24 protein-coding genes and 2 pseudogenes are annotated in these 26,063 nt (G+C 67.8%); 11 read left to right on the top strand and 15 right to left on the bottom strand.

What is annotated here, in order from left to right; genetic code table 11:
• Window positions 1–9: 9 nt before the first annotated feature.
• Window positions 10–405 (bottom strand): malonate transporter subunit MadL, encoded by a 396-nt coding sequence (madL, locus tag WT24_RS27065; RefSeq protein ID WP_059501935.1) that lies wholly within the window; start codon window positions 403–405, stop codon window positions 10–12.
• Between the two features lie 327 nt (window positions 406–732).
• Between madL and WT24_RS27060 the strand changes: the two genes are divergently transcribed.
• Both WT24_RS27060 and WT24_RS27055 read left to right on the top strand, forming a co-directional pair.
• A complete protein-coding gene (locus WT24_RS27060; RefSeq protein ID WP_059501933.1) occupies window positions 733–1,581 on the top strand; it encodes a LysR substrate-binding domain-containing protein in 849 nt (282 codons plus the stop codon).
• 153 nt (window positions 1,582–1,734) lie between these two features.
• The gene (locus WT24_RS27055) at window positions 1,735–2,016 is read left to right on the top strand and encodes a DUF4148 domain-containing protein (RefSeq protein ID WP_059501931.1); all 282 of its coding nucleotides are present in this window, start codon (window positions 1,735–1,737) and stop codon (window positions 2,014–2,016) included.
• Window positions 2,017–2,049: 33 nt separating this feature from the next.
• On the opposite strand, the gene WT24_RS27050 is transcribed toward WT24_RS27055, so the two are convergent.
• Window positions 2,050–2,967 (bottom strand): 3-hydroxyacyl-CoA dehydrogenase NAD-binding domain-containing protein, encoded by a 918-nt coding sequence (locus tag WT24_RS27050; protein WP_060036357.1) that lies wholly within the window; start codon window positions 2,965–2,967, stop codon window positions 2,050–2,052.
• Between the two features lie 246 nt (window positions 2,968–3,213).
• On the opposite strand from WT24_RS27050, the gene WT24_RS27045 reads away from it, so the two are divergent.
• Together WT24_RS27045 and WT24_RS27040 are read left to right on the top strand one after the other, a co-directional pair.
• Entirely contained in the window at window positions 3,214–3,654 is a 441-nt protein-coding gene (locus WT24_RS27045; RefSeq protein WP_060036356.1) for an Hsp20/alpha crystallin family protein, read from the top strand.
• Window positions 3,655–3,670: 16 nt separating this feature from the next.
• Window positions 3,671–4,081 (top strand): Hsp20/alpha crystallin family protein, encoded by a 411-nt coding sequence (locus WT24_RS27040; protein WP_059792377.1) that lies wholly within the window; start codon window positions 3,671–3,673, stop codon window positions 4,079–4,081.
• Window positions 4,082–4,193: 112 nt separating this feature from the next.
• Here the strand turns inward: WT24_RS27040 and WT24_RS27035 are convergent, their stop codons facing one another.
• The gene (locus WT24_RS27035; RefSeq protein ID WP_060036355.1) at window positions 4,194–4,502 is read right to left on the bottom strand and encodes a zf-TFIIB domain-containing protein; all 309 of its coding nucleotides are present in this window, start codon (window positions 4,500–4,502) and stop codon (window positions 4,194–4,196) included.
• A 90-nt stretch (window positions 4,503–4,592) separates the two neighbouring features.
• Entirely contained in the window at window positions 4,593–5,348 is a 756-nt protein-coding gene (locus WT24_RS27030; protein ID WP_059501923.1) for a TerC family protein, read from the bottom strand.
• A 110-nt stretch (window positions 5,349–5,458) separates the two neighbouring features.
• Here WT24_RS27030 and WT24_RS27025 point away from each other — a divergent pair, with 110 nt between their 5' ends.
• Window positions 5,459–6,352, top strand: a complete 894-nt coding sequence (locus tag WT24_RS27025) for a LysR family transcriptional regulator (RefSeq protein WP_060036354.1) — start codon at window positions 5,459–5,461, stop codon at window positions 6,350–6,352.
• Window positions 6,353–6,468: 116 nt separating this feature from the next.
• The gene (locus WT24_RS27020; RefSeq protein WP_060036353.1) at window positions 6,469–7,626 is read left to right on the top strand and encodes a DUF2242 domain-containing protein; all 1,158 of its coding nucleotides are present in this window, start codon (window positions 6,469–6,471) and stop codon (window positions 7,624–7,626) included.
• A gap of 258 nt (window positions 7,627–7,884) precedes the next feature.
• Here the strand turns inward: WT24_RS27020 and WT24_RS27015 are convergent, their stop codons facing one another.
• Window positions 7,885–8,805, bottom strand: coding sequence for a pyridoxal-phosphate dependent enzyme (locus tag WT24_RS27015; protein ID WP_060036415.1), 921 nt, complete (start codon window positions 8,803–8,805; stop codon window positions 7,885–7,887).
• A gap of 160 nt (window positions 8,806–8,965) precedes the next feature.
• Between WT24_RS27015 and WT24_RS27010 the strand changes: the two genes are divergently transcribed.
• Together WT24_RS27010 and WT24_RS27005 are read left to right on the top strand one after the other, a co-directional pair.
• Window positions 8,966–9,877, top strand: a complete 912-nt coding sequence (locus WT24_RS27010) for a LysR family transcriptional regulator (protein ID WP_059792369.1) — start codon at window positions 8,966–8,968, stop codon at window positions 9,875–9,877.
• 569 nt (window positions 9,878–10,446) lie between these two features.
• A complete protein-coding gene (locus WT24_RS27005) occupies window positions 10,447–11,646 on the top strand; it encodes an MFS transporter (protein ID WP_060036352.1) in 1,200 nt (399 codons plus the stop codon).
• Between the two features lie 251 nt (window positions 11,647–11,897).
• Here WT24_RS27005 and WT24_RS27000 read toward each other — a convergent pair whose 3' ends face one another.
• Genes WT24_RS27000 through WT24_RS26990 form a run of 3 tightly spaced genes read right to left on the bottom strand, consistent with a single transcriptional unit; the run spans window position 11,898 to window position 15,558 of the window.
• Window positions 11,898–12,920: a histone deacetylase family protein gene (locus WT24_RS27000; protein WP_059501912.1), complete on the bottom strand. Its 1,023-nt coding sequence runs from the start codon at window positions 12,918–12,920 to the stop codon at window positions 11,898–11,900.
• A 24-nt stretch (window positions 12,921–12,944) separates the two neighbouring features.
• Window positions 12,945–14,216, bottom strand: coding sequence for a Zn-dependent hydrolase (locus WT24_RS26995; RefSeq protein WP_060036351.1), 1,272 nt, complete (start codon window positions 14,214–14,216; stop codon window positions 12,945–12,947).
• A gap of 31 nt (window positions 14,217–14,247) precedes the next feature.
• A complete protein-coding gene (locus tag WT24_RS26990; RefSeq protein ID WP_060036350.1) occupies window positions 14,248–15,558 on the bottom strand; it encodes an MFS transporter in 1,311 nt (436 codons plus the stop codon).
• 180 nt (window positions 15,559–15,738) lie between these two features.
• On the opposite strand from WT24_RS26990, the gene WT24_RS26985 reads away from it, so the two are divergent.
• Window positions 15,739–16,695, top strand: a complete 957-nt coding sequence (locus WT24_RS26985) for a LysR family transcriptional regulator (RefSeq protein WP_034206911.1) — start codon at window positions 15,739–15,741, stop codon at window positions 16,693–16,695.
• A gap of 71 nt (window positions 16,696–16,766) precedes the next feature.
• Here WT24_RS26985 and WT24_RS26980 read toward each other — a convergent pair whose 3' ends face one another.
• Together WT24_RS26980 and WT24_RS26975 are read right to left on the bottom strand one after the other, a co-directional pair.
• The gene (locus WT24_RS26980) at window positions 16,767–17,837 is read right to left on the bottom strand and encodes a porin (RefSeq protein WP_060036349.1); all 1,071 of its coding nucleotides are present in this window, start codon (window positions 17,835–17,837) and stop codon (window positions 16,767–16,769) included.
• Window positions 17,838–17,995: 158 nt separating this feature from the next.
• Window positions 17,996–19,426, bottom strand: a complete 1,431-nt coding sequence (locus tag WT24_RS26975; protein WP_059501903.1) for a cytosine permease — start codon at window positions 19,424–19,426, stop codon at window positions 17,996–17,998.
• Window positions 19,427–19,861: 435 nt separating this feature from the next.
• Between WT24_RS26975 and WT24_RS33695 the strand changes: the two genes are divergently transcribed.
• Complete coding sequence (locus WT24_RS33695) at window positions 19,862–20,782, top strand: restriction endonuclease (RefSeq protein ID WP_082742298.1); 921 nt, start codon at window positions 19,862–19,864, stop codon at window positions 20,780–20,782.
• 36 nt (window positions 20,783–20,818) lie between these two features.
• Here WT24_RS33695 and WT24_RS26970 read toward each other — a convergent pair.
• The 4 genes and pseudogenes from WT24_RS26970 to WT24_RS26960 form a co-directional block, all read right to left on the bottom strand.
• Window positions 20,819–21,279, bottom strand: a pseudogene (locus tag WT24_RS26970) (GNAT family N-acetyltransferase).
• Between the two features lie 7 nt (window positions 21,280–21,286).
• Window positions 21,287–21,529, bottom strand: a pseudogene (locus WT24_RS33690) (arginase family protein); the annotation flags it as partial.
• Between the two features lie 22 nt (window positions 21,530–21,551).
• Entirely contained in the window at window positions 21,552–22,181 is a 630-nt protein-coding gene (locus tag WT24_RS26965) for an NAD(P)H-binding protein (RefSeq protein ID WP_059501901.1), read from the bottom strand.
• A 186-nt stretch (window positions 22,182–22,367) separates the two neighbouring features.
• The gene (locus tag WT24_RS26960) at window positions 22,368–23,384 is read right to left on the bottom strand and encodes an AraC family transcriptional regulator (protein WP_060036348.1); all 1,017 of its coding nucleotides are present in this window, start codon (window positions 23,382–23,384) and stop codon (window positions 22,368–22,370) included.
• Window positions 23,385–23,519: 135 nt separating this feature from the next.
• Here WT24_RS26960 and WT24_RS26955 point away from each other — a divergent pair, with 135 nt between their 5' ends.
• A complete protein-coding gene (locus WT24_RS26955; protein ID WP_060036347.1) occupies window positions 23,520–24,494 on the top strand; it encodes an alpha/beta hydrolase in 975 nt (324 codons plus the stop codon).
• 173 nt (window positions 24,495–24,667) lie between these two features.
• Here WT24_RS26955 and lpdA read toward each other — a convergent pair whose 3' ends face one another.
• The gene (gene lpdA / locus WT24_RS26950) at window positions 24,668–26,059 is read right to left on the bottom strand and encodes a dihydrolipoyl dehydrogenase (protein WP_060036346.1); all 1,392 of its coding nucleotides are present in this window, start codon (window positions 26,057–26,059) and stop codon (window positions 24,668–24,670) included.
• Window positions 26,060–26,063 lie beyond the last annotated feature (4 nt).

Below are 26,063 nucleotides of genomic sequence, written 5' to 3'. Positions count from 1 at the left end.
CGGCCTCCGTTACTGTTCTTCGAATTGCGGCACGCCCGCGAAGGCCGTGTCGTCGCGCCCCATGCGCGCGAGTACCGCGATGCAGCATGCGCAGATCGCGACCGCGCCGACGGCGGCCAGCAACGCGACCGGGCCGCCCTTGAGCGCGGCGACGACGTTCTGGTTCGCGGCCATCGCGACGACGACCGGGATGTACATCGCGCCCCAGAAACCGACGCCGGCCTCGGTCTCCTTCGGCAGCCAGCCGCGCCGGTGCAGCCACAGGCGCAGGCAGATCAGCAGCAGCATCGCGATGCCGACGCCGCCGACGTTGGTCTTCACGCCGATGGCTGCGCCGAGCAGGTCGCCGAGAAACAGTCCGGCCAGGTGGCAGAACGCCAGCAGCGCGGTTCCGTAGATGATCATGAGTCGTCTCCAGTCTCTTCGTGACGGGCGCCTGACGCGTGCGGGAGCCAGGCCCGCACGCCGATCCCGGGCGGACTGTTTGTCTCCTGCGGCGGGGCGCCGCGGCCCGGCGGCTCGTCGTGCGAGCGCGTTCTCGGGGTCGATGGGATGATGCGGGTTCGGGCCGGACGCCGGATGGCTTAGACTGACCGATGCAGCCGGCGGCGCGACACGGGCTACGCGTCCGATGCCCCCTTCGCAGAGGCCGCACTGGCGCGTGATCCGATACTAGCGCCGCAAAATCCGGCCATTTATGAAGTTGTCGAAACCGATTCAGTGGATTTAGCAATGCGTCCGTTACCGCCCGAGTTGCTGCGCAGCTTCGTCGCCGTCGCCCAGTCCGGCAGCTTCACCGCCGCGTCCGAGCGCGTGAACCTGTCGCAGTCGACCGTCAGCCAGCATATCCGCCGCCTCGAGGAGCTGCTCGACCGGCCGCTGTTCGAGCGCGACACGCGCAACGTGCACCTGTCGCAGCACGGCGACGCGCTGTTCCGCTACGCGGTGCGCATCCTCGAACTGATGGACGAGGCCGTCACGTCGGTATGCGGGCCGCCGCTGTCGGGCAAGGTGCGGCTCGCGATGTCGGAGGATTTCGCGTCGGCGCACCTGACGGCCGCGCTCGCGAGCTTCGTGCAGCGCAACCCGGACGTCGAACTCGCGATTTCGACCGGGCTGTCGGGCGACCTGTTCGACGCGCTCGACGAAGGCCGGCACGATCTCGTGTTCGCGAAACGCATCGCCGGCAGCCGGCGCGGCCGCGTGATCCGCAGCGAACCGCTGTACTGGTGCACCGGCCCCGATTCGCGGATCACCGGCCACGAAGCCGTGCTGCCGCTCGCGATGCATCCGGAGCCGAGCGTGTCGCGCCGCCGCGTGCTCGAATCGCTCGAAGCCGTCGGGCGCCCGTACCGGATCGCCGTCGTGAGCAGCAGCATCGCGGTGTTGCGGGCGGCCGCGAGCGCGGGGCTCGGCGTCAGTGCGTTCGCCGGCTACGTGATCCCGGCCGGGCTCGCACGGCTCGAGGCGGGACTGCCGGAACTCGGCGAACTCGAATACGTGATCGATCGCCCGGCGGCCGCGTCGCGCTCGACGCTCGCGCTGGAAGCCACGCTGATCGCGGCGGCGGCCGAGCTGTAACGGCGCCGTGCGCGGTCGCGCCCGCACCTGACAGCTTTGCCCGGCACGCGTCATCGTCCGCGCAGCACCCGCTCGCGACAATGGGACCCATCGGAGGCGCACCGCACATCGCCGCGCGCCTCCGGTACCCCGTCCCCTTGATCGGAGCCCGCCATGAAGACCGTCCTGCGATTCGCCGTCGCGACCGCCGCAGCCGCGCTGCTGTCCCCAGCCTTTGCCCAGACCGACGCGTCGGCTCCCGCTCCGGGCCTGACGCGCGCGGAAGTCGTCGACCAGCTCAAGCAGGCCTATCTCGACGGCGAACTGCCGACGAACGACGGCAATTACCCGCCGGACGCCGCGACCCGCGCGCGCAACCGCGAACTCGTGCAGGCCGCGAGCCCCGCGTGGCTGGCCCATGTGCCGCCCGCGCCTCAGGCGGCGTCGCAGCAGTGACCGGCGCCGCCGCCGCGCGCGATTCAATCGGGATCAGGGCAGGAAGCTGCGGCGCCGCGCGTCGATCAGCTCGACGAGCAACCGGTCGCGCTCCGCCGCCAGCTCCTGCATCGAGCGCTCGCCCTGGATCGCGCGCAGCGCGTCGTTCAGTTTGCGATCGACTTCCGGATCGAACGAAGGCGTGCCGAGGTCGTCCCACCAGCTCGTGATCGGCCCCGACAGGTGTTCGAGAAAGTGCGCGATTCCGCCCGCGCCGCCGCCGAGGTGATAGGTCAGGCACTGCCCCATCAGCCCCCAGCGCAGGCCGGGGCCCCACGCGACAGCCTTGTCCGCGTCGGCGACGCTCACGACGCCTTCGCCGACGAGGTGATACACCTCGCGAAACAGCGCGGCCGCGAGCCGATTCGCGACGTGGCCGGTCATCTCCTTGTTCAGGACGATCGTCTGCTTGCCGAGCCCGTCGTAGAAATGCTTCACGCGCGCGATCACGTCCTGGCCGGTCGCATCGCCGCCGACCAGCTCGACGAGCGGGATCAGGTGCGGCGGATTGAACGGATGCGCGATCAGGCAGCGTTCCGGGTGCTTCGCGCACGCGGTCTGGATATCGGACATCTTCAGGCCCGACGAGCTCGACGCGATCGGCACGTGCGCGGGCAGCACGTCGTCCATCTGACGATAGAGCGCGCGCTTCAGGTCGAGTCGCTCGGGGCCGCTCTCCTGCACGAAGTCGACGCCGTCCAGCGCACGCACGAGATCCGCGTCGAACGACAGCCGCGCGGCAAGTTCGGCGGCCCGCTCGCCGAGAAACGCGGCCAGCGCGTCGTGCAGCCGCGCATCGGCCTGCGGGGCCGGGTCGGTCGCGACGACGTCGAAACCCTGCGTCAGGTAGAAAGCGGCCCAGCTCGCGCCGATCACGCCGGCGCCGATGATCGCGATACGTCGAATGTCCATGGTTGTCCCGTGTGGTTGGTCTGCGGATATGCCGCGCCGATTGTCGCATCGAATCCCGCGCGCACGCGTCGGCGCAGATCGCGCAATCCCTCTTGAAATGCGCGACGGCGGCCACTAATTAAGCGTCGTCGGGCAGTGCCTCATGCAACGCACCGCCCCCGTATCGATCCAGTGGAGCCACCCGTCGCGCCCGCCGCAGGCGTCGCGCCGTCACGTCTCCCGCGTTCCCTGTTCAGGAGGACCAACATGAGCGGTATCCATTTCGGCAACGACCTGTTCGACGAATTCGCCCGTGTGCAACGGCAGATGGCGAGCCTGCTCGGCGAGCGCCCGTCCGGCATCCGCGCGGTGCGCCCCGGCGCCTTTCCCGCACTCAACGTCGGCGCCACCGACGATGCGATCGAGATCGTCGCATTCGCGCCCGGCATGGCCGCGGCCGACTTCGACGTATCGATCGACAAGGATCTGCTGACGATCAGCGGCGAGCGCAAACCGGCGCCGCGCACCGAAGGCGACGACGTGCGCACGTATGCGCAGGAGCGCTTTCACGGCGCGTTCCGCCGCGTGGTCGAACTGCCGCGCGATTCGGACCCCGACCAGGTCAGCGCCCGCTACGAAAACGGCTGCCTGCTGATTCGCGTCGGCCGGCGCGAAGCATCGAAGCCGCGTGCGATCACCATTCAGTAACCTTCAGGATACCGACATGAACACGAATCCGACTCTGGCCGAACGCCACCCGGGCACCGTTCACGCTGCCGCCGCCGAAGCCGCCCGTCGGCCCGCGATCGCCCCGTCCGTCGACATCGCCGAGGATCCGCGCGGCGTCACGCTGCGGGCCGACCTGCCCGGCGTGCCGCGCGAGAACCTCGACGTGAAGGTGCACGACAACACGCTGACGATCGAAGCCGCGACGCACATCGATGCGCCGTCCGACCTGCGCGTACGGCACGCGGAAATGCGCGCGACGCGCTATGCGCGATCCTTCGTGCTGAGCGCCGATCTCGACACGTCGCGGATCGACGCGAACCTGCGCGACGGCGTGCTGACGCTGACGATTCCGCGCCGCGAGGAAACGCGTCCGCGCCGCATCGACGTGACGGCCGGCAATGCGTAAAGGTCGATGCGTGTCCTGACGCGACGCGCGTGAAAAAGCCCCGCACCGGCGCGATGCCGGGCGGGGCTTCATTGCATCGGGCCGCGCGCATTCAGGCGCGCGGACGGCAGATTCAATCGAAATCGAACAGGTCGAACACCGACTTCTTGCGACGCCGGCCGTCGTGCCGGTATCGCTCGTCGTGCGAGCGGCCGTCGCGCCCCCAGCCGTCGTCGCGGCCGTGCTGCGCGTGCGCGTGCGCGTCGCGTTGCGCCGGCGCGGCGTCGCGGCGAGCCGGCGCGTCACCGGTTTCGCGGGCGATCAGCTTGTCGAGTTCGCCGCGATCGAGCCACACGCCGCGGCAAGTCGGGCAGTAGTCGATCTCGATCGACTGGCGCTCGGCCATCAGCAGGTCGGGCGTCTTGCAGACAGGACATTTCATCGCATTTCTCCTTTCCGTTCGAATCTCATTCGGATTCCGTATGAGGTGCGCGAGCCGGCCGCCGCGGCGGCCGGCGTCACGCATGCCGCGTCAGTCGCGCGCCACGTGCGCCGCCCGCTTCGCCTTCGCGCGCCGCGCCAGCATGTTCATGCCCTCGACGAACGCCGAGAACGCCATCGCCGCATAGATGTACCCCTTCGGCACGTGCGAACCGAATCCTTCGGCTATCAGCGTCATGCCGATCACGACCAGGAACGACAGCGCGAGCATCACGATCGTCGGGTTGCGGTCGATGAAGCGGGCGAGCGGCTGCGCGGCGAACAGCATCACGGCGACGGCGACGATCACGGCGACGAACATGATCGGAACGTGCTCGGTCATGCCGATCGCGGTCACGATGCTGTCGATCGAGAACACGATGTCGAGCATCACGATCTGGCCGATCGCGGCCCACACCGTCAGGCCAGCCGCACCGACAGCCCCGCCCGCGCCGTTACCGTCGTGCGACACGTGGTGATGGATCTCGGTGGTCGCCTTCCACACGAGGAACAGGCCGCCCGACAGCAGGATCATGTCGCGCCACGAGAACGCATGGTCGAACAGCGTGAACACGGGTTCGGTGAGGCTCGCGATCCACGCGACGCTGCCGAGCAACGCGAGGCGCATCACCAGCGCGAGCGCGATGCCGAGGCGTTGGGTACGCGCGCGCTGCGCCTCGGGCAGCTTGTTGCTGAGGATCGAGATGAAGATCAGGTTGTCGATGCCGAGCACGACTTCCATCACGACGAGCGTCAGGAGCGCGGCCCAGACGGCGGGGTCGGTGGCAAGCGTCAGCAGGTAGTCCATGGGATGGGCCGATACGAAAGTGGAAAACCCGATGATATGCCGCCCCACACTTCGGAAAAATCAGAGAGAATCTGATCTTAGGTTCGGTTTTTACGATATATCCTGCTCCGATGCTGAATTTTCGACATCTGTACTATTTCTGGGTCGTCGTAAAGGAAGGCGGCTTCGCGCGTGCGGCCGCCCGACTGGACATGGCCGTGCAGACGATCAGCGCGCAGGTGCGCGAACTGGAGAAATCGCTCGGGCACCAGTTGCTGCGGCCGGCCGGGCGCGGCGTCGCGATGACCGACGCGGGGCAAGCCGCCTTCGCGCGCGCGGAGGTCATCTTCGAGATGGGCCGGCTGATTCCCGACGACGTGCGCGCGGCGGCCAGCCAGCCGACCGTGCGGCTCGCGGTCGGCCTCGCGGACGGCATCTCCAAGCTCGCCGCGCACGCGATCCTGGCCCCGGTGCTCGACACGCCCACACTGCGGCTGCTGTGCCACGAGGGCGAGCACGACGCGCTGCTCGCGGAACTCGCGCTGCATCATCTGGATCTCGTGCTGGCCGGTCAAGGCGCGCCGTCCGGGTCGAACCTGCGCGTGACGAGCGAGCGCCTCGTCGCGTCGCAGGTCGACTGGTACGGGCCTGCGGTGCTCGTCACGCCGGCCGCCCGGCAGCGCTTTCCGCAGTGCCTGACCGGCCTGCCGATGCTGCTGCCGACCGCGCATTCGGCATTGCGCGCGCGTCTCGACCTGTGGCTGGAAAGCGAGCGGATCGTGCCGCGGGTGGCCGGGGAATTCGAGGACAGCGCGCTGATGGCCGTGTTCGCGGCGCGCGGCCTCGGCGTGTTTCCGCTGAGCGAACTCGGCGCGAACGATGCGTCGCTGTTGCGCGGGCTCAGGCGGCTCGGCCGGGCGGGCGACGTGACCGAGGAAATCCACGCGATCCGCTCGCGGCGCGGTGAACATCACCCGCTGACGTCGCGATTGCTGGCCGCGGCGCACGGCGCGCCGGCCGTCTGAAGCGAGCGCGACATCAAACGAAACTATAATGTCGCCCCGGCCACACGAGACGTGTGTGCACGCCCATCCGGGCACCACCCTTGCGCCGCCTCTCGCCGAGCCTTCTGAAAGACGCCATGCACAACCGATTTCGCCTGTTTTCCGTTTCGTGCGCGCTCGCGGCCGCGACCGTGCTGGCGGCATGCTCGTCGCAGCCCAAGCCGATCTACCAGCAGGAACAGTTCGACGCGACCAGCAGCCCGTATGCGCATACGTTCCCCTCGAAATCCGACGCGGCCTGCGAGGCCGCGCGGCGCGCACTGCTGAGCCAGGGCTACGTGGTGTCGTCGTCGCGCAACGACGCCGTCGACGGCAGCAAGAATTTCCAGCCGAGCAACGACATGCACGTCGTGATCGAGTTTCACGTCGTGTGCGCGGATGCGAATGCGGATGGCTCGTCGAGCATCGCGTACGTGAACGCGGTGCAGGACCGCTATACGCTGAAGAAATCGAATACGTCGGCCAGCGTCGGCCTCAGCGTGTTCGGTTCGCTGTCGCTGCCGATCGGGTCGAGCGACGATGCGCTCGTCAAGACCGCGAGCGAGACGATTCCCGCCGGCGTGTTCTACGAGCGCTTCTTCAATCTCGTCGACCATTTCCTGAAGATCGACCCGGCGCGCCGCGACCGCGCGACCGTGAAGGCCGCCGAGAAGGAGCCCGTCGCGCCGCTGCCCGAGCCCGCGCCGACACCGCAAGGCGAGCCGATGAAGATGACGACGCCGGTCGTGCCGACGCCGCCCGCGGCGCCCGTGCCGCTTTCGGCGCCGGGCGTCGCGCCGGGGTCGGGCGCGAATGCCGTGCCGTCGGCGGCATCGGCCGTCGCGGCGCCTGCAACGCGCGCTGCCGCGCCGGCGGCGGCGTCCGGGTCGGTGCCGGCTTCGGGAGCGGCGCCCGCAGCGGCGTCCGCACCTGCGCCCGCTTCGGCGGCCGGTCCGGCGCCTGCGTCGGTGCCTGCTCCCGCGTCGGCGCCTGTGCCGGCTTCCGGTCCGGCAACCGCGCCCGCCCCTTCGTCGACTTCCGGTTCGACGGCCGCACCGGCTTCCGCGCCCGCGTCTGCTCCACGTCCGGCAGCGCCGACCGCCGCCGCTCCGTCGTCGGCCGCGCCCGCGCCTTCGTCGGCAGCATCGGCACCTGCGTCGGCATCGGCGCCGTCGAGCGCATCGCCTGCGCCGGCTGCCGCCGGTCCGGTCGCATCGTCCGCGTCGTCCGGCGCGAGCGCGCCAACCGCGCACTGATCGCGCTCCCGTATCGTCGCGCCCGCGCGGATGCACCGTAGCGCGACGGTACGCCTCCCTTCCGCGTCATCCCCGAAACCGTTCATGCCCATGCGGCCGTACGCCCGCCGCGCATGGCCGCGCGGGATTGAAGGGATGACAAGGACAACGCCGACGCATCGCCGCTGGCTGCACGCGGTCCAAGCCCGCAGTACACCACACACGACGATCGCAGGCGGCCCGTCGTCTCGCGACTGTGCTGTCTGCCGGCGCCCTCGCCTACCGCAACGTCGCGCGCAGCGTCTGCAAATGCTCGACGGTCGTGGTCACGCCGCCGCAGACGATCACCGCGATCTCCGCTGCCGACGCGAGCACCGGCACCGGCCGCTCCAGCGCGGCCAGCGCAGCGCCGCACGCAGGCTCGACGACGATCCTGTGTTCGTCGAGAAACCGCAGCGACGCGGCCACCGCGTCGGCATCGGACACGACGACCGGATGGATCGCGTGGCGGGTCGCCCATTCGACTGCCGCGTCGCACGGCCGCTTCGCACCGAGCGTCGTCGCGATGCTCGCGATGGCCGCCAGTTCGACCGGATGCCCCTGCGCGAGCGAGCGCGCGTAGCAGTCGGCGCCTTCCGTCTCGGCCGCGACGACCGGCACGTCGTGCCAGCCGTTGCGCGCCAGCCCTTCGAGCACGCCGCACAGCAGACCGCCGCCGCCGACCGCGAGCACGATCGCGTCGGGCTTCGGGCCTGCCGCCGCCATCTCGTCGATCATCGTCGCGTGCCCCTGCCACAGGATGCGATCGTCGAACGGATGCACGAACGCGTCGTGCTCGCCGAGCGCCGACTGCGCAAACGCATTCGCCTCCGCCCAGCTCGCGCCGTGCACCACGAGTTCCGCGCCTTCGACGCGGATCAGCTCGCGCGCCCGGGCCGACGTGCTTTCCGGCACGACGACGCGCACCGGCACGCCAAGCTCGCGGCCGCAATACGCGACCGCGATGCCCGCGTTGCCGCCCGACGACGACACGAACCGCCGGGCCCCGTCTGCATGGCGCGCTTCGCAGACGGCGCCGATGCCGCGCAGCTTGAACGAGCCTGACGGCTGCAGCGCATCGAGCTTCAGCCGGATGGCCCTGCCGAGCCGACGGGACGCGATGGGCGAGCGGATATAGGGAGTCGGGATATGAAGCGGCATGGGACGGAACGCAATGAGGACGGTGGAAAACGCACGCGACGCGCGACGAGCGAAGGCGGCAACGACGGCCATCGTACGGCACGCTCGTCATGCTTTCCAATACCATCGAATGGCGTTTGCTATGCTTCACAGGCATATCCACTCACCGACCGGACACCGCATGCGCCAGATCGAGCTGCGTCACCTGCGCTACTTCGTCGCCGTCGCCGAGGCCGGTAGCGTGATGGCCGGCGCCCGCGCGGCCGGCATCGTGCAGCCCGCGCTGTCGCGGCAGATCCGCGAGCTCGAGGACGCGATCGGCACGCCGCTGCTGATCCGGCGCGCGACGGGCGTCACGCTCACCGCGGCCGGCACGAGCTTCCTGCACGATGCGACCGGCCTGCTCGCCATGCTGCAGGACAGCCGCGAGCGCGCGTTGCGCAGCGCGGCCGGCCAGCTCGGCGAACTGCGGCTCGGCGCGCTGCCGAACTGCCTGCCGTTGCCGGTCGTCGCGAACGTCCTGAAGGCGTTTCGCGATGCGTGCCCGGACGTGAAACTGTCGATCGCGCCGATGCTGTCGGCCGAGCAGGCGAACGCGCTGATGCGCGGCCAGCTCGATGCCGGGATCATGGCGTGGCGTCGCGACGAAGCGCCGCATCTGACGGGCGTACGGCTGTTGAGCGATCGCTTCGTGCTGGCGATGCCCGCGCCGCCGGGCGGCCGCTTCGTCGCGCCACGCACGCTGGCCGACGTCGCGAACGAGCCGTTCGTCTGGTTCGATGCGCAGCGCTCCGCCGCGCACCACCGGTTCCTGATGACCCAGTGCCAGCAGGCCGGCTTCACGCCGCGCATCGCGCAGGTCGGCAGCGACATCCCGACGCTGATCGGTCTCGTCGCGGCCGGGATGGGCTGCGCGTTCGTGCCGGAAAGCGCGTCGCCGACCTGCCCGCGCACGGTCCGGCTCGTCGCGCTCGACGAACTCGCGAGCCGCTTCGACATCGAGTTCGTGTTCGACGGCGCGGCGGCGGCGCCGTCGCCCGTCGTCGCGCGTTTCCTGGCGGCGGTCCGCGCGGCGGCCGGCGAATCGGGCTGAACGAATGCGGATGCGGATGCATCGGCGCGCGGTCGGACGATGCACGTTGCCGCCCCGACGGACGGAATGCCCATTTCCGCGATCCCGGCGTTTCTGCGGTTTTTGTGGACTAAACGACACCATCGCGTCATCGAAAAATCTTTCGGAACGCCGACGGACGACGCCACGACACCGCAATTTTCAAATTGACACCAAAAACAGTCGTTTAACGCCGATTCGAATCGTCATGGCCCGAAATATACTGCGCGCGCATCCCACCCCTCGTGCCAAAGAGAGGATGCGTTTCCGCCCCGGCCACGGTCCCCCTGTGGTCGGGGCTTTTTTGCCGTCGAGCCCGGCGGTGAAAGGCTTTCCGGCCATTGCGCGACGCCGGCCATCGGCGATCGCCTCTCCCGCCGAAGCACGGCTCCCGGGCCACGCCGTGCACGTTGCCCGCACGCTGCATTGTTGACATGAAATCAAGATAATTTCGCCCGAATGCGGCTTTTTCCGCAAAAGTAATGCAGGCATACTTCACGCTGTCCTCAACGGCCTCATGCCGTCGTTCCCCGCTTACAGGAGCTCACCGCGTGAACCCCACGACTTCCTCCCCGTCCCGCGGCGGCGCCGCACTGCCGCTGCTCGCACTCGCCGCCGGCGCGTTCGGCATCGGCACGACCGAGTTCTCGCCGATGGGTCTGCTGCCCGTGATCGCCGACGGCGTGCACGTGTCGATACCGCAAGCCGGCATGCTGATCAGCGCGTATGCGATCGGCGTGATGGTCGGCGCGCCGCTGATGACGCTGCTGCTCGCGCGCTGGTCGCGCCGCGCCGCGCTGATCGCGCTGATGTCGATCTTCACGATCGGCAACCTGCTGTCGGCGGTCGCACCCGACTACACGACGCTGCTGCTCGCGCGGCTCGTGACGAGTCTCAACCACGGCGCGTTCTTCGGGCTCGGCTCGGTGGTCGCGGCAAGCCTCGTGCCGCGCGACAAGCAGGCCAGCGCGGTCGCGACGATGTTCATGGGCCTGACGATCGCGAACGTCGGCGGCGTGCCGGCCGCGACCTGGCTCGGCCACATCATCGGCTGGCGCATGTCGTTCGCGGCGACGGCCGGCCTCGGCGTGATCGCGATCGCCGGCCTGTTCGCCGCGCTGCCGAAGGGCGAAGCCGGCACGATGCCCGACCTGCGCGCCGAACTCTCCGTGCTGACGCGGCCCGTCGTGCTCGGCGCGCTCGGGACGACCGTGCTCGGCGCCGGCGCGATGTTCACGCTCTATACGTACGTCGCACCGACGCTCGAACACCTGACGGGCGCAACGCCCGGCTTCGTGACCGCGATGCTCGTGCTGATCGGCGTCGGCTTCTCGATCGGCAACGTCGCGGGCGGCCGGCTGGCCGACCGCTCGCTCGACGGCACGCTGATCGGCTTCCTGGTACTGCTGATCGCGACGATGGCGGCGTTCCCGCTGCTCGCCGCCACGCATGCGGGCGCCGGCGTCACGCTGCTGGTCTGGGGAATCGCGACGTTCGCGGTCGTGCCGCCGCTGCAGATGCGCGTGATGCGCGCGGCCCACGAAGCGCCGGGCCTCGCGTCGGCCGTCAACATCGGCGCGTTCAACCTCGGCAACGCGCTGGGCGCCGCCGCTGGCGGTGCGGCGATCTCGGCCGGGTTCGGCTACGCGGCAGTGCCGCTCGTCGGCGCGCTGATCGCCGCCGCCGGACTCGCGCTCGTCATGCTGCAGGTCACGCAGCGCCGCCGCACGCCGGCCGCCGCGAATTCGTGAGCGCGAGCGCGCCCCGCCTGCCCCCTTTCCGCACGCATTTTCACGGCCGCGCCATTGAACCGGCCCATGAAGCCGGACGGTTGACGTCCAGGCTGTTCAGAAAGACCGAACACTAACGCTCGGCACTGTCCAGGAAATCCAAGCGGTTCAATCATGAAAAACACCCCAAAGGTGGGTTGTCCAACCTTTGGGGTGCAGTTCACATGCGGCCGTTTTCACTGTCGGCGTACGGTCCGATTCCGCCGGCCCGGTCAGCGCCTCGTGGCAAACCCGCCGAAGAACGCGCGCGCGTTCGCATCGAGACTCTCGAGGTGATAGCCGCCCTCCTGCACGATCACCGTCGGCAATCCGAGCGCGCCGAGCGCGCCGCCGAGCCGCCCGAACCCGTCGGTCGTGACCGCGACCTGCGATTGCGGATCGTCCTTGTAGATGTCGAAGCCGAGCGCGAGCACGAGCGCGTCGGGCTCGAACCGCGCGAGCGCGCGCAGCGCGTCGTCGAGCCGCTCGAAGAACGCCGACTCCGGCGCGCCGTGCGGCATCGGCAGGTTGAGGTTGAAGCCGGCGCCGGCGCCCGCCCCCGTCTCTTCCTCGTAGCCCGCGACGACCGGGTAGAAGTTGGTCGGGTCGCCGTGGATCGACACGTACAGCACATCGTCGCGGCCGTAGAAAATCTCCTGCACGCCCTGCCCGTGATGCATGTCGGTATCGAGAATCGCGACGCGGCGATGCCGGCCGAGCAGCGCCTGCGCGGCGATCGCCGCGTTGTTCAGGTAGCAGAAGCCGCCGGCCGCGTCGCGGCGCGCATGATGACCGGGCGGCCGGCACAGCGCGTAGGCCTCGCGTGCGCCGTCGTTGACGTCGGCGGCCGCGGCCAGCGCGTCCTGCGCCGACCAGTACGCCGAGCGCCATGTATTCGCGCCCACCGGGCAACTGCCGTCGGCGAGATAGCGCGCGGCTTTCGCGAGCACGCCGCGCAGCGGGTTCGGATCGCGCACGAACACGTTCGACATCACTTCGTCGCCCCAGTCGTCGGGCATCCGCTTCCAGTCGCGGTGCGCATCCTCGAGAAAGCGCAGGTAGTTCATGTCGTGCACGGCCGCGATCGGCGCGGCGCCGCGGTCGGCCGGCTCGCGCACGTCGAAGTCGAGCGACCGGACGGCCGCAACGAGGCGCGCCGCGCGTTCGGGCACTTCCTGCGGCTCGCGCATCTGGCCGCGCGACAGGTAGCTGCGCGGATGGTGCAGCAGTTGTTCGGGATGGAAATAGGTTTTCATGGTGGTCCTCGTCGATTCGCCGTATCAGGCGCCGTGCGTCGCGGCCGGCGCTTCGACGCGCGTTGCGATGCCCGCGCGCGCCAGCACCGCATGGAGCAGCACGTTCGTGCCGCGCGTCACGTCGTCGGGCAACGCATCCTCGGCTTCGTTGTGCGACAGGCCGTCGACGCACGGAATGAACACCATCGCGGTCGGGAAGCGGCGTGCGAGCAGGATCGCGTCGTGGCCGGCGCCGCTCACGATGCGCTCGTGCGTGTAGCCGAATGCGGCAGCCGCCTGCGCGACCAGCCCGACGCAATCGCGGTCGAACGGCGTCGCCGGGCTGCGCCAGCAGGTATCGATCGCCACCTGCACGCCGCGCGCGGCGGCGACGCGGGCGCATGCGTCGCGCAGGTCGCGCTCCATCGCATCGACTTCGGCATCGTCGTGATGACGCAGGTCGACCGTGAACGTCAGGTCGCCGGCAATCGTGTTGCGCGATGCGTGGCGAATCCCGACCTGCCCGATCGTCGCGAGCCCGCGCGGCGCGTAGGCGGCGACGATCCGTTCGAGTTCGAGCGCGATCTGCGCGCTCGCGAAATACGCATCCTTGCGATACGGCATCGGCGTCGTGCCCGCGTGCGCGGCCACGCCCGTCACCGTCACGTCGAGCCAGCGGATCGCCTGGCCGCCCGTGACGACGCCGATCGTCGTGCCGTTCGCCTCGAGCACCGGCCCCTGTTCGATGTGTGCCTCGAAATACGCGTCGACCGCGCCGCCCGTTGCGCGCGTGCCGCGATAACCGCACGCGTCGAGCGCCGCGCCGAGCGTGACGCCGTCGGCATCCTGCTTCGCGAGCGCGTCGTCGAGCGGCAACGCGCCCGTGAACACGGCCGAGCCGAGCATCGCCGGCGCGAAACGCGCGCCTTCCTCGTTGGTCCACGACACGATCTCGAGCGGCTTGTCGGTCGCGATGCCCGCGTCGTTCAGCGTGCGCACGAGTTCGAGCGCGGCGAGCACGCCGTAGACGCCGTCGAAGCGGCCGCCTTCGGGCTGCGTGTCGAGATGGCTGCCGACCAGCACCGGCGCGGCGTGCGCATCGGCGCCGTCGCGCCGGGCGAACAGGTTGCCGACGGCATCGACGCTCACCGTCAGCCCCGCGTCGCGGCACCATTGCGCGAACAGGTCGCGCCCGCGCCGGTCGTCATCGGTGAGCGCGAGGCGCCGCACGCCGCCGCGCGGTGTCGCGCCGACGCGCGCCATGTCGGCCAGGCTGCGCCACAGGCGGGCGCCGTCGATTTCCAGCAGGTCGTTCATATGCATTCCGGATCGATTCGTTCGTGGAGGTTCAATGCGAGCCGAGCGCTTCGGCGGCGGCCGGCCGCGCGGCGCGGCGCGCATCGAGCGCGACGATGCAGAGCAGCGAAATGCCGGCGAGACACGTGTAGAACACCGCGAGCGGCAACCACTGGCCCGTGAAGCGATGCGCGAGCCACGTGCCGACGAGCGGCGTCAGGCCGCCCGCGATCGCGCCGCAAATCTGGTAAGCGAGCGAGATCGCCGAATAACGCACGTGTGCGGGAAACACGTCGCTGACGAAGCCCGCGATCACCGAGTAGAAGCCGGCCATGCAGACGACGGCGAGCGCGATGCCCGCGATCAGCGACGCGGACGTGCCGCCCTGCACGAGCATGAACATCGGATACGGCGACAGCATCGCGAGCAGCGCCGCGAGTTTCAGGAAGCGCGCCCCGCCGATGCGCTCGGCGATCCAAGCGGCGAGCGGCTGCGCGAAGAACTGGATGATCGCGACCGCGAACAGGCTGTCGAGGATCAGCGAGCGCGATACGCCGACGTACTGGGTCGTGTACGCGATCATGAACGTGTTCGTGAAATAGACGCCCGCGATGCCGATCGTGTTCGCGCCGATACAGAGCAGCACGAGCCCCGACGCGGAGCGGAACACTTCCGCGACCGGCAGCTTCACCGTGCGGTTGGCTTCCTTGACCCGCGCGAATTCCGGCGACTCGTTCACGCCGAGCCGGATCAGGATACCGACCACGAGCAGCACCGAACTCGCGAGAAACGGCAGGCGCCAGCCCCATGCGAGGAAATCGGCCTTGTCCATCGACGTGACCGCGCGGAACGCGATCAGCGACAGGATCAGCCCGGCCGGGCTGCCGAGCTGCGCGAACGACGCGAAGAACGTGCGGCGCCCCTGCGGCGCATGCTCGCCCGCCATCAGCACCGCGCCGCCCCATTCGCCGCCGACCGCGATCCCCTGCACGATGCGCAGCGCGACGAGCAGCACCGGCGCGAGGATGCCGACCTTCGAATAATCGGGCAGCAGCCCAACGCAGACGGTCGCGACACCCATCATCATCAGCGTCGTCATCAACGCCTTCTTGCGGCCGATGCGGTCGCCGAGATGGCCGAAGATCACGCCGCCGAGCGGACGCGCGAAGAAGCCGACCGCGAACGTCGCAAACGACGCCATCGTGCTGACGAACGGGTCGTGCGACGGGAAATAGAGTTCGCCGAACACGAGCGCGGCAGCGGTCGCGTAGATGTAGAAGTCGTACCACTCGATCATCGTGCCGATGAACGCGGCCGTCGCGGCGCGCCCCGGCTGGCGGGCGGAAGGAAGGGACTGGGTCATGCGGGCTCCTGATGCACGCCGCGGCGGGGCGACGCGCAATATCGTGACGACGGCCGTCTGTCGCGGCCTCGCGCCGCACGCTGCGGCGCCCCTCCTTTATCGGCGACCGCAAATCATTAGTCAAATTTCAAGTTATTATTCGCGATATAAATCGAACTAATGCCCGCCTCCGGAGACCCGATGCGCCCCGATCTCGCCCCGTTCCTGAACGACCGCCTCGACTGGAACCTGTTGCGCACCTATCTGGTGATCATGCAGGAGCGCAGCGTGAGCCGCGCGGCCGCCCGCCTGCACGTCACGCAGCCGGCCGTCAGCCAGGCGCTGCGGCGGCTCGAGGAGACGCTCGAGCGCCGGCTGATCGAGCGGCGCGGCGCGCACTTCGCGCCGACACCGGCCGGCGAAGCCGTGTACCGGATCGCGAGCGACATCTACGGCGGCATCTCGCGCCTCGAGACCGAAATCGACGACAGCACGGCCGACCTGACCGGCTCGATCCGGCTGCTGACGGTGAGCCGCATCGAATCGCCCGTCTACGACGAATTCCTCGCGGATTTCCATCGCGCGTATCCGCGTATCGATCTGCAGATCGAAGTGATGCGCTCGTCGGACATCCTGTCGTCGCTGCTGCAGAAAACGGCCACGGCCGGGCTCGGCCTGTGCCGCACGCCGCACGACAAGCTGGAGATGCGCTGCTTCCTGCGCCAGCGTTATGCAATCTACTGCGGCCGCCATCACCGGCTGTTCGGGCAGACGCAGTTGCGGATGGACGACCTGCTCGCGGAGAATTTCGTGTCGTTCACGAGCGACCAGATCGGCGACAGCCTGTCGCCGCTCACCGTGTTCCGCGACCAGAGAGGCTTCACGGGACGCATCGTCGCGTCGTCGCCGAGCCTCGAGGAAGTGCGGCGGCTGATCTTCGCGGGCTACGGGATCGGCTGCCTGCCCGAGCACATCGTACGCGACGACATCGCGCAGCAACGGCTGTGGCGACTACCGCCCGACGACGGGCTCGTCGATGTCGACGTGTTCCTGCTGTGGCATCGCGACCGCAAGATGAATGCGGCCGAGCACGCGTTTCTCGACGCGATGGAGCGCTGCATGCAGCGCTACTCGCTCGCGGAGCGGCTCGGGAAATGACGGCGCGCATGCGCCCGGAGCACGCGCCGGGCGCCCATGCCCCGGCGCGTCGCGTCGCGTCGCGTCGTGCGTCAGAAGCGATGCACGATACCGAGTTGCACGCCGCGCGCATTCGCGCCCGGGTACGCGAGCGGCAGGCCGGGGTTCGCCGCACCGGCGAGCGTGTAGCCGGCCTGATTGCGGTTGCGCAGGTACGACAGCGCACCGTAGAAGCTCGTGCGCTTCGACAGATCGTACTCGTACATCAGCCCGAGCTGATCCGCATTGTTGCCTTGCGACGACTGATCGTGCAGGTACGCGTAACCGAGCGCGACGTAGTTGGCAGGATTGAACTGGTATTTGACCGACAACCCGTATACGCGCGAATCGATGCCGAGGTCAGCCCACTTCACTGCGGAAAAACCGCCGTACACGGTCGCCTTGCCGATCGAGTAAGACGCACCGGCCATGAGCGTGCGATCGGTCGTGATCGCCGCGGCGCTCTTCAACCACTGGCCCGCGACGAATGCGCCGAACGGGCCGTGTTCGTAGGTCAGGTCGAACTGCTGGCTGGAACCGGCCGAGCGCAAGCCGCCCGCGTCGCCGAACCCGAAGTACAGCCCGCCCTGGAAACCGGCGATCTGCGGGCTCTGGTACGACAGCGTGTTGCTCGTGCGGAACGCGAACACGGTCAGGTTGTCCATGCCGGATGCCTGCGTGACGCCGCCGAACGCATCCTGCCCGCCCTGGTCGTTGAATAGCGGCGAATTCTGCCGGCCCGCACGCACCTTGCCCCACTGTCCCGCGATGCCGACCCATGCCTGCCGGTTGAACATGCTGCCGGTGCTCGCGAGCGAGCCGTCGTTCGGATTGAAGCCGTTTTCCAGCGCGAACTCGATCTTCTGGCCGCCGCCGATATCCTCACCGCCCTTCAATCCGAATCGACTGCCCCACTGGCCGCCCGAATTGATCGCGGCCGTATAGCCGTTGCCCGTATTCACGTACTGCGCGAATTCGTCGATCACGCCGTACAGCGTGACGCCGTCCTGCGCGAGCGCAGCGCCCGAACCGGCGACGCAGGCGATCGCCACCGCGACGCGAACACCGGCGTGCACCGGCCGCGCGCGGCAATCGATGCCGCGCGCTTCAATATACTTAGTCATACTATTCAATGGATCGAGATTGAAACGATGCTTGGCGCGGCGTGAATGCCGCACCGCCATCGCGGGATATGGGATTGCGTCGACAGCGCCCGGCGCTGGCCGCACCTGGCTCCGCACCCGGGCCGGCGGCTTGCCGGCCCGATGCATGGGACGTGTCGTCAGTGGGGAACTTCGCCGCGTTCGAGCGGCAGGATCAGGCGTTCTGGAATGCTGCGTCGCGACGCGCGGGCGCCGACGTAATACAGCACGGCCGGCACGACGAGGCCGAGGATCCACGAGATGTCGGTGCCGCCAAGCGCATCGACGAGCGGCCCCGTGTAGATGTGCGTCGACATGAACGGCAACTGCACCAGGATGCCGACCACATAGATCGTGATGGCCATCGCGTTCCAGCGGCCGTAGCGGCCATCCGGATCGGACAGCGCCGGCACGTCGTAGCGCGACCGCGTGAAGCAGTAGTAGTCGACGAGGTTGATCGCGCTCCACGGCGTGAAGAACGCGAGCAGGAACAGGATGAACGCGGTGAACTCCTTCAGGAACGAATGACGGCCCGCGAGCGCGATCAGCGTCGACACGCAGATCATCCCGAAGATGTAGACGAGACGGCTCTTCGACGATACCGCATGCTTGCCGCGAAAGCCGCTGACGATCGTGGCCATCGACATGAAGCTGCCGTACGCGTTGAGCGCCGTGACCGTCACCTTGCCGAACGCGATGCTGAGATACAGCAGCGCGGCCACCGCGCCCGTCGAGCCCAGGCCGACGATGTACGATACTTCGTGGTGCGCGAACTGGCTGCCGGCGAGCGCGGCTGCGAACACGCCGAACACCATCGCCGCCTGTGCGCCGATCACCGAGCCCAGGCCGACCGCGAGAAACGTCGCGACCGACGACGTCGAGCGCGGCAGATAGCGCGAATAGTCGGCGACGTACGGGCCGAACGCGATCTGCCACGACGCGGACAGCGACATCGCGAGCAGGAAGCTCGGCAGCGAGAAATGCCGGTTCGCGAGCAGCGCGCCGATGTCGTGGTTCGCGAACAGTTGGGCGAACATGTAGACGAACGCGACGATGCCGACCACGCTCGCGATCCGGCCGACGAAGTGGATCGCACGATAGCCGAACACGGTCAGCACCACGATCACGGCCGCGAACAGCAGGATGCCGGCCGCGTCGTCGACGTGCAGCAGCTGCGCGACGGCCTGCCCGGCCAGCACCGAGCCGCTCGCGGAAAAGCCGATGTACATCAGGCACACGAGCACGATCGGGATCATCGCGCCGTACACGCCGAACTGCACGCGGCTCGAGATCATCTGCGGCAGGCCGAGCTGCGGCCCCTGCGCGCCGTGCAGCGCCATCACCGCGCCGCCGACGAGTTGGCCGAGCAGCAGCGCGACCAGCGACCAGAACACGTCGCCGCCGAGCACGACCGCGAGCGCGCCCGTGACGATGGCCGTGATCTGCATGTTGGCCGACAGCCACAGCGTGAACTGGCTCAGCAGGCCGCCGTGGCGCTCGGCATCGGGAATGAAGTCGATCGAGCGAACCTCGATCAGGCCGCCGGCTTTTCCACTGGAATTCGTTGACACGGGTCAATCTCCAAAATACTCAGGACCACACATGGTTTGAACGAGACAGGAAGCTGCGAGCCGCCCTTTCGGCTCGGCGAATGCGGGGCGCCGTGGATCGCCGGCATGCGCCACGCGCGCAGGGTCTGCACGCTGGCCCGCAAGCGGCACGACGTGTGCCGACATTGCCAGCGGATGATCTTGTATATACAACTTGCGAGATATCGGTGATTACCCGAAGTTCATCGACTTTCGAAATTGTCCGATCAATGAGACAAAAACGAATCGATCTTGGTACAAGCCCAAAAACTACCTTCCTGTCCAATATCTTCCCGGCCGATGAATCTTCTCGCCAATCAAATTTCTAGCTTTCCTCACCTCCTCCCATTACATTGAATCGACCGCCGCCCATCTAATAAAAATAGGTATCCAATTCTAAATTCGGAGATCACCGTCATGAACGGCCCTTGGCAGCACTCACCCGGTCAATATTTTCCTTTTTTCAAATCCCTGGACTTACCAACCTGTCCCGAGGGCAGCGGCCCGCCGGAAGAGGTCAGATGTGTTTATTGCAAAATATTGATGGACGAATTTTGCAACGTCGATCTCTGGAATAAATCATTTCAAGACTTCAAGGAAGCCTATGTTCCAACAATGAAAGCATTTATTCGAGATAGAATTGCCCCGAGTAAATTACATGTCAGATTGAGCGGAGACGTGCTCGCGCAACGTTCAACTCTTTATATATGTCCTACGTGCGGATGGTGGGTCGCCATGGAACAAGCGGTTTTACCAGCACTACAATGGCAACATTGGTGCCTCACCCTCTACAGCATGGCAGTTATCAAGGATCTTGAATTATCGTGCATTGATACTCCAATAACTCAAGTCCGAAATTATCTTATGCGACGCTTTGAATCCAGAGGCACCTTGCATCCAAGACTATTTGAAGAAACGGTTGCCAGTGTATTCCGAGATCACGGATATGACACAACACTAACAACATATTCGCGAGATGGCGGAATTGATATTATTTTGTTAGAGAATGATGGCAAAAAAATTGGTGTTCAAGTAAAGAGATTGAGCCGCTCAATAGAAGTCGAACAGATTCGCTCCTTTCTTGGAGCGCTAATGCTGGGAGGATACGCTCGCGGCATCTTCGTTTCCTCTACAAAATTTCAGCAAGGAGCAGTTGACGCGGCCAGAGCATCCACCGAACAATACATACCTATTGAACTGGTAGATTCAGCCTCTTTCTTTGACATGCTCGGCATCGCCCAACTGAACAAGCGTCCCGATCCAAGCCTGTGTGGAATAGAAAAATCGTCTCCACTTTCATTCGATATCTATTCACTCTACCACCTGAATACCCTTTAGAAAATATTCCGCTTTCAAGGAAAATCACTTGTCGGACTACTGAGGCCCGACCTGAAGTGTCGAGATCTCGTCCCCCACCTCATCTAGCTTTCCAATCGGTATCCAGCCGAGATGGCGATAAAACCCGTACGAGCGCGACGCGGGATCGGTCGAGCAGCCGAGAAACAGCGAAGTGAAGCCGTTCGCCGCGAAATCGTCGATCACGCGCCGCAGCAACCGCTTACCGATCCCAGCGCCTTCATACTCGGGCAGCATCGCGAGCACGACGATCTCGCCCGAGCCGGTGTCGCCTAAGCAGTAGTCGACCATGCGTCCGGACGCGCAGCAGACATGGCCCGAGAACAGGCCGCCGCGGATACCGTCGCCCCAGCTTTCGAGGTGATGCCGAGCGCGCGCAACCGCGCTTCGGGGAACGCGTTCTCGCGCGTGCGTGCCCGCAGCGCGATACACTCGGCCGCGTCGCCGGGAATGGCCTCGCGCCAGGTGAAATCGTCCATCGATTGAGGCTTCCTTTTTCTGCCGCCGGCGCGACGCATGCAGGCAGATCAGTCCCAGCGCGATCGTCGCACCGGCAAGCGACGTGATTTCCGCATGATCGTACGGCGGCGACACTTCGATCACGTCCACGCCGACTGGGTTGATGCCGTCGAGGTGACGCGGGATCTCGAGCACCTGATGGCTCGATAGACCGTCCGAAACCGGCGTACTGGGGCCCGGCGAGAACGCCGGATCGAGACAGTCGATGTCGGACGCACCCGCCCGCACCGCATCAGACCAGTTGGTCGGATGCGACGACCTGCACGCCCGGCCTTGCGTCGATCGCCGCGTCGAGCATCGCGCGCGCAATCCGCGACGCGGGATTCACGCGCCACTTCGCCGGCAGCACCGGCCCGACGGCGCCCAACGCGAACACGAACAGCCGCTCGACGAACCTGAACTCGTCGCGGCTGCCGCCGATCAGGCCCGGTCGCACGTACGTGAGCGAATCGAACCCGACGCCGGCGAGCGCCTGTTCGACCTCGCCCTTCACGCGGTTGTAGAAGATGCGCGATGCAGCGTCCGCGCCGAGTGCGGAATTCAGCACGTAGGTCGGCGTGCCGTGCCGGTGCGCAAGACGCGCGACCGCGAGCGGATAGTCGTGATCGACGCGGCGGAATGCGGCCTGCGTGCCCGCGACGCGCATCGTGGTGCCGAGCGTGCAGATCACCGCGTCGGCCCGCCACCAGTCGGCCGCGTCCGGCAGTCGATCGAAGTCGACCTCCAGCGCGCGCATCTTCGGATGCGGCGACAACGGCCGGCGCGCGAGCACGACGACCTGGTCCACCCGCGCGTCGGCGAGCGCGACTTCGAGGACGTGGCGCCCGACGAGCCCGGTCGCGCCGATGAGCAACAGTTTCATGTCCGGTCGTTCCGTGAGGCGCACGTGTGCGCCAATCGGCAGAAAAAGCCGCGTGCACGCGGCGTTTCGCCATGCCGCACCGCGGCGAACCCGCCGATGCGCGGCCAATCAATCAGGCGGGATAGCGACACGATGAACGGTTCGCGCGGGACGGTCAACCGCGACCGCCGCCTCGCCCGCGCCCCGCTATGAACCGGACGCCGCCTGCCGCGACACGCTCGGCGCCACGCCCGTCCAGCGCTTGTACGCCTGCGAGAACGACGAGATGTCGCTGAACCCCAGTTCGTCCGCGATTTCCTTGATCGACAGCCGCCCTTCGGCGATCAGCGCCTGCGCGCGCGCCTTGCGCACCGCATTCGAGATGTCGCGGAAGCTCGCGCCCTCCTCCCGCAGCCGGCGCTTGAGCGTGCGCTCGCTCGTGTTCAGCAGCGTCGCGATGTCCTTCAGTTGCGGCGGCCGGTCGAACGGCCGCGTGGACAGGTATTCGTTCAGGAACGACACGAGGTCGACCCGCGTGCGCCGGCGCGCGATCAGCTCCGCGCACATGCGCTCGCACATCGCGGCCGTCGCGGCATTGGCCTGCGGCAACGGCCGTTCGAGGTGCGCATGCTCGAACGTGATCGCATTGGCCGGCCGCCGGTAGCGGACCGGCGTGCCGAGCACGTGCCGGCCACCGGGTTCGGCGTCGTACGCGAGGTCGAACGTCGCGAGGGTGAACGCGCTGCCGATCACGTCGCGCAGCACGCGGCACGCGGCGCCCATCGCGCGCTCGACGAAGAAGCGCTGCAGCGGCGCGGACAATTCCGGCGCCGCGTCGAACACGATCGTGCCGTGCCGCCCGGTGCGACGGTACGTCATCCCGACGAACGTATACGTCAAGGCGAGATAGCGGCCCGCGAGCGCGACCGCATCCATCCCGGTCGCGCTGCTCAGCAGCCCGTATCCGAGCAATCCGTAGGCGGAAAGCTGGTACGACAGGCCGACCGTCAAGCCCACCCCCGGCTCGTCGCCGGCCAGTGCAAGCAGGTTCGACGCGACGGCCCGCTCCTGCGCGGCCAGCACCGTGAAATCCGGATCGGCGAGTTGCTTCAGCGTGAGTTGCGAGCCCTTCAGCAGGGCCGCCGGCGCGATCCCGCGGTCTCGCCCGAACGCGATCATCAGCAGGACGGAAGCCGGGCTGCGGACAAAGTTCCAGACGTTCATCGGGCGCCTCGTGACGTGGGTTGGCCTAGATTCTAAAGCGGTTGGCCCGCGCCAGCATGGGCGCGGGCCGCGTGCCGCGCGATGATGGGCGCCATCGCAACCGCCCTTTCACTCGACCGACCGGAGTCCGATGCCATGTCCAGAACCTATGCAGATCAGCCCGTCTGGCGCGCCATGCAGGCGTTCCTGCCGCCCGACTTCCAGTGGGCGGCCGATCGCCAGCCCGACGAGCAATGGTGGCACTGGCGGGGCCATCGCCTCCATCTCGATACGTATCGCAATCCCCGCGCGCAGGTGAAGGTGATCCTGTTCCATGGCGTCGGCACGAACGGACGGCAAATGTCGATGATCGTCGGCGAGCAACTGGCACGCCGCGGCTACGAGACGATCGCGGTCGACATGCCCGAATACGGGATGACCGAAGTGGCGCGCGGCGCGCTGGTGCGCTACGACGACTGGGTGCGCGCCGGCAGCGACCTGATCGACGCGGAGCGCGCGAAGGACGATCGGCCGATCGTGCTGTACGGATTGAGCGCGGGCGGCATGCTGACGTACCACGTCGCCGCGCTGAACGGGAAAGTCGACGGCATCGTCGGCATGACCTTTCTCGACCAGCGCCTGCAGCAGGTGCGCGACGAAACCGCGCGCAACCTGTTCATGAGCCGCGTCGGCGGCCCGATGACGCACTTCGCCGCGAAGACGCCGCTGCGCGCCATGCGCATCCCGATGTCGCTCGCGAGCAAGATGCACGCGCTCGTGAACCGCGACGATGCGCTGAAGGTATGGATGTCCGACCGGACCTCGGCCGGCAACGCGATGACGATGGCGTTCCTCGATTCCTACATGTCGTACCGGCCGGTGGTCGAGCCGGAGGATTTCTCCGTGTGCCCGATCCTGCTCACGCAGCCGGCCGCGGACCGCTGGACGCCGCTGCATCTGAGCGAGCCGTTCCTCGCGCGGATCCGCCACGTGCCGGTCAAGGTCGAGATGCTGGAAAACGCCGGTCACTATCCGCTCGAACAGCCGGGGCTGTCGCAGATGGTCGAAGCGATAGACGCGTTCTATCGTGACGTGACGACGCGGCACGCCGATCGGAGCGCGCTTGCCTGACACCCGGCGCATACGCGGCCAGCCGTTTCGGAGCGGTTCCGACACGGCGGCCGGCCGCGCATGCCCGATGCATGCCCGATGCATGCCCGATGCATGCCCGATGCAGGCCCGATGCAGGCCCGATGCACGCCGAGGCGCGCGCGGCGCTCCGGCGCCTGCGTTCGGCGAACAGGTCACACGTGCAGCGCGTGCCCGAGCGCGCGCAGCGCCGCTTCCTGAAGCGCCTCGCCGAGCGTCGGATGCGCGTGAATCGTGCCGCCGATGTCTTCGAGCCGCGCGCCCATCTCCAGCGACTGCGAGAACGCCGCGGCCAGCTCCGACACCCCGCGCCCGACCGCCTGCCAGCCGACGATCACGTGATCGTCGCGGCGCGCGACGACGCGCACGAACCCGTCGGTCGCCTGCAACGTCATCGCGCGCCCGTTCGCGGCGAACGGGAACGATGCGCTCAGACAATCGGCGCCAGCCGCGTGCGCGTCGTCCGGCGACCAGCCGGCCGTCACGATCTCGGGATCGGTGAAGCACACGGCCGGAATCGACGCGGGCGTGAACCGACGACGCCGACCGGCGATCAGCTCGGCCACCATCTCGCCTTGCGCCATCGCGCGATGCGCGAGCATCGGTTCGCCCGCGACGTCGCCGATCGCCCACACGTTGCGCATCGAGGTCCGGCATGCGTCGTCGATCCGCAGCGCGCGGCCGTTGCGATCGAGCAGCAACGACTCGAGCCCGAACCCGTCGACGCGCGGCCGGCGGCCGACGGCGACCAGCACGCGATCGGCCGGCAGCGTGTGCTCGGCACCGTCCGCCGCCCGCACGCGCACCGCGCCGTGCGCGTCCAGCCCGAGCACCGTGTGGCCGAGCCGCAGCCGCACGCCGAGGCGCGCGAGCGAATCGGCGACCGGCCGCACGAGTTCGGCATCGTACGCAGGCAGCACGCGCTCGGCCGCCTCGACGACGCTGACGTCGACGCCGAGCTTGCGATAGACGATCCCGAGTTCGAGCCCGATATAGCCGGCCCCGACGACGACCAGCCGCTTCGGCAGCGTCGCGGGCGACAGCGCTTCAGTGGACGACACGACATGCCCGCCGAACGGCATCGACGGCAGTTCGACCGGCTCGGAACCGGTCGCGAGCAGCAGGTGTTCGCAACCGATCCGCACTGCATGGCCGCCGCCGACGACTTCGACGGTCTTGCCGTCGATCACGCGCGCTTCGCCGTGCAGCACGCGCACGCCGTTCTTCTTGAGCAGCGCGCCGACGCCGCGCGTCAGCCGGTCGACGATGCCGTCCTTCCACGCGACGCTTTTCGCGATGTCGATCTCGGGCGTGCGCACGCGGATCCCCAGCGCGCCCTCGCCGGCATGACCGCACGCCTGTTCGAACGCGTCGGCCACGTGGATCAATGCCTTCGACGGAATGCAGCCGATGTTCAGGCAGGTGCCGCCGAGCCGCTCGCGTTCGACGAGCATGGTCGGAATGCCGAGCTGGCCGGCGCGGATCGCGGCGACGTAACCGCCCGGGCCGCCGCCGATGACGAGCAGTGTGGTGTGTTCGTTCTTCATCGGC

The organism is Burkholderia sp. MSMB1078WGS, assembly GCF_001528895.1.
Taxonomy (GTDB): domain Bacteria; phylum Pseudomonadota; class Gammaproteobacteria; order Burkholderiales; family Burkholderiaceae; genus Burkholderia.
Note: the sequence above shows the minus strand (reverse complement) of the source record. Positions and strands in the feature narration are given on the sequence as shown.

What these genes read in the sequence shown, in the direction of transcription:
- WT24_RS33695 (WP_082742298.1), top strand. Translation starts at nt 19,862, where the DNA reads ATGAACGGCCCTTGGCAGCACTCACCCGGTCAATATTTTCCTTTTTTC.
- WT24_RS26995 (WP_060036351.1), bottom strand. Translation starts at nt 14,216, where the DNA reads ATGAACGACCTGCTGGAAATCGACGGCGCCCGCCTGTGGCGCAGCCTG.
- WT24_RS27030 (WP_059501923.1), bottom strand. Translation starts at nt 5,348, where the DNA reads ATGGACTACCTGCTGACGCTTGCCACCGACCCCGCCGTCTGGGCCGCG.
- WT24_RS26960 (WP_060036348.1), bottom strand. Translation starts at nt 23,384, where the DNA reads ATGAACGTCTGGAACTTTGTCCGCAGCCCGGCTTCCGTCCTGCTGATG.
- WT24_RS26955 (WP_060036347.1), top strand. Translation starts at nt 23,520, where the DNA reads ATGTCCAGAACCTATGCAGATCAGCCCGTCTGGCGCGCCATGCAGGCG.
- WT24_RS27040 (WP_059792377.1), top strand. Translation starts at nt 3,671, where the DNA reads ATGAACACGAATCCGACTCTGGCCGAACGCCACCCGGGCACCGTTCAC.
- WT24_RS27020 (WP_060036353.1), top strand. Translation starts at nt 6,469, where the DNA reads ATGCACAACCGATTTCGCCTGTTTTCCGTTTCGTGCGCGCTCGCGGCC.
- WT24_RS27045 (WP_060036356.1), top strand. Translation starts at nt 3,214, where the DNA reads ATGAGCGGTATCCATTTCGGCAACGACCTGTTCGACGAATTCGCCCGT.
- WT24_RS27025 (WP_060036354.1), top strand. Translation starts at nt 5,459, where the DNA reads ATGCTGAATTTTCGACATCTGTACTATTTCTGGGTCGTCGTAAAGGAA.
- madL (WP_059501935.1), bottom strand. Translation starts at nt 405, where the DNA reads ATGATCATCTACGGAACCGCGCTGCTGGCGTTCTGCCACCTGGCCGGA.
- WT24_RS27015 (WP_060036415.1), bottom strand. Translation starts at nt 8,805, where the DNA reads ATGCCGCTTCATATCCCGACTCCCTATATCCGCTCGCCCATCGCGTCC.
- lpdA (WP_060036346.1), bottom strand. Translation starts at nt 26,059, where the DNA reads ATGAAGAACGAACACACCACACTGCTCGTCATCGGCGGCGGCCCGGGC.
- WT24_RS27000 (WP_059501912.1), bottom strand. Translation starts at nt 12,920, where the DNA reads ATGAAAACCTATTTCCATCCCGAACAACTGCTGCACCATCCGCGCAGC.
- WT24_RS27055 (WP_059501931.1), top strand. Translation starts at nt 1,735, where the DNA reads ATGAAGACCGTCCTGCGATTCGCCGTCGCGACCGCCGCAGCCGCGCTG.
- WT24_RS27010 (WP_059792369.1), top strand. Translation starts at nt 8,966, where the DNA reads ATGCGCCAGATCGAGCTGCGTCACCTGCGCTACTTCGTCGCCGTCGCC.
- WT24_RS26990 (WP_060036350.1), bottom strand. Translation starts at nt 15,558, where the DNA reads ATGACCCAGTCCCTTCCTTCCGCCCGCCAGCCGGGGCGCGCCGCGACG.
- WT24_RS26980 (WP_060036349.1), bottom strand. Translation starts at nt 17,837, where the DNA reads ATGACTAAGTATATTGAAGCGCGCGGCATCGATTGCCGCGCGCGGCCG.
- WT24_RS27050 (WP_060036357.1), bottom strand. Translation starts at nt 2,967, where the DNA reads ATGGACATTCGACGTATCGCGATCATCGGCGCCGGCGTGATCGGCGCG.
- WT24_RS27060 (WP_059501933.1), top strand. Translation starts at nt 733, where the DNA reads ATGCGTCCGTTACCGCCCGAGTTGCTGCGCAGCTTCGTCGCCGTCGCC.
- WT24_RS27035 (WP_060036355.1), bottom strand. Translation starts at nt 4,502, where the DNA reads ATGAAATGTCCTGTCTGCAAGACGCCCGACCTGCTGATGGCCGAGCGC.
- WT24_RS26985 (WP_034206911.1), top strand. Translation starts at nt 15,739, where the DNA reads ATGCGCCCCGATCTCGCCCCGTTCCTGAACGACCGCCTCGACTGGAAC.
- WT24_RS26965 (WP_059501901.1), bottom strand. Translation starts at nt 22,181, where the DNA reads ATGAAACTGTTGCTCATCGGCGCGACCGGGCTCGTCGGGCGCCACGTC.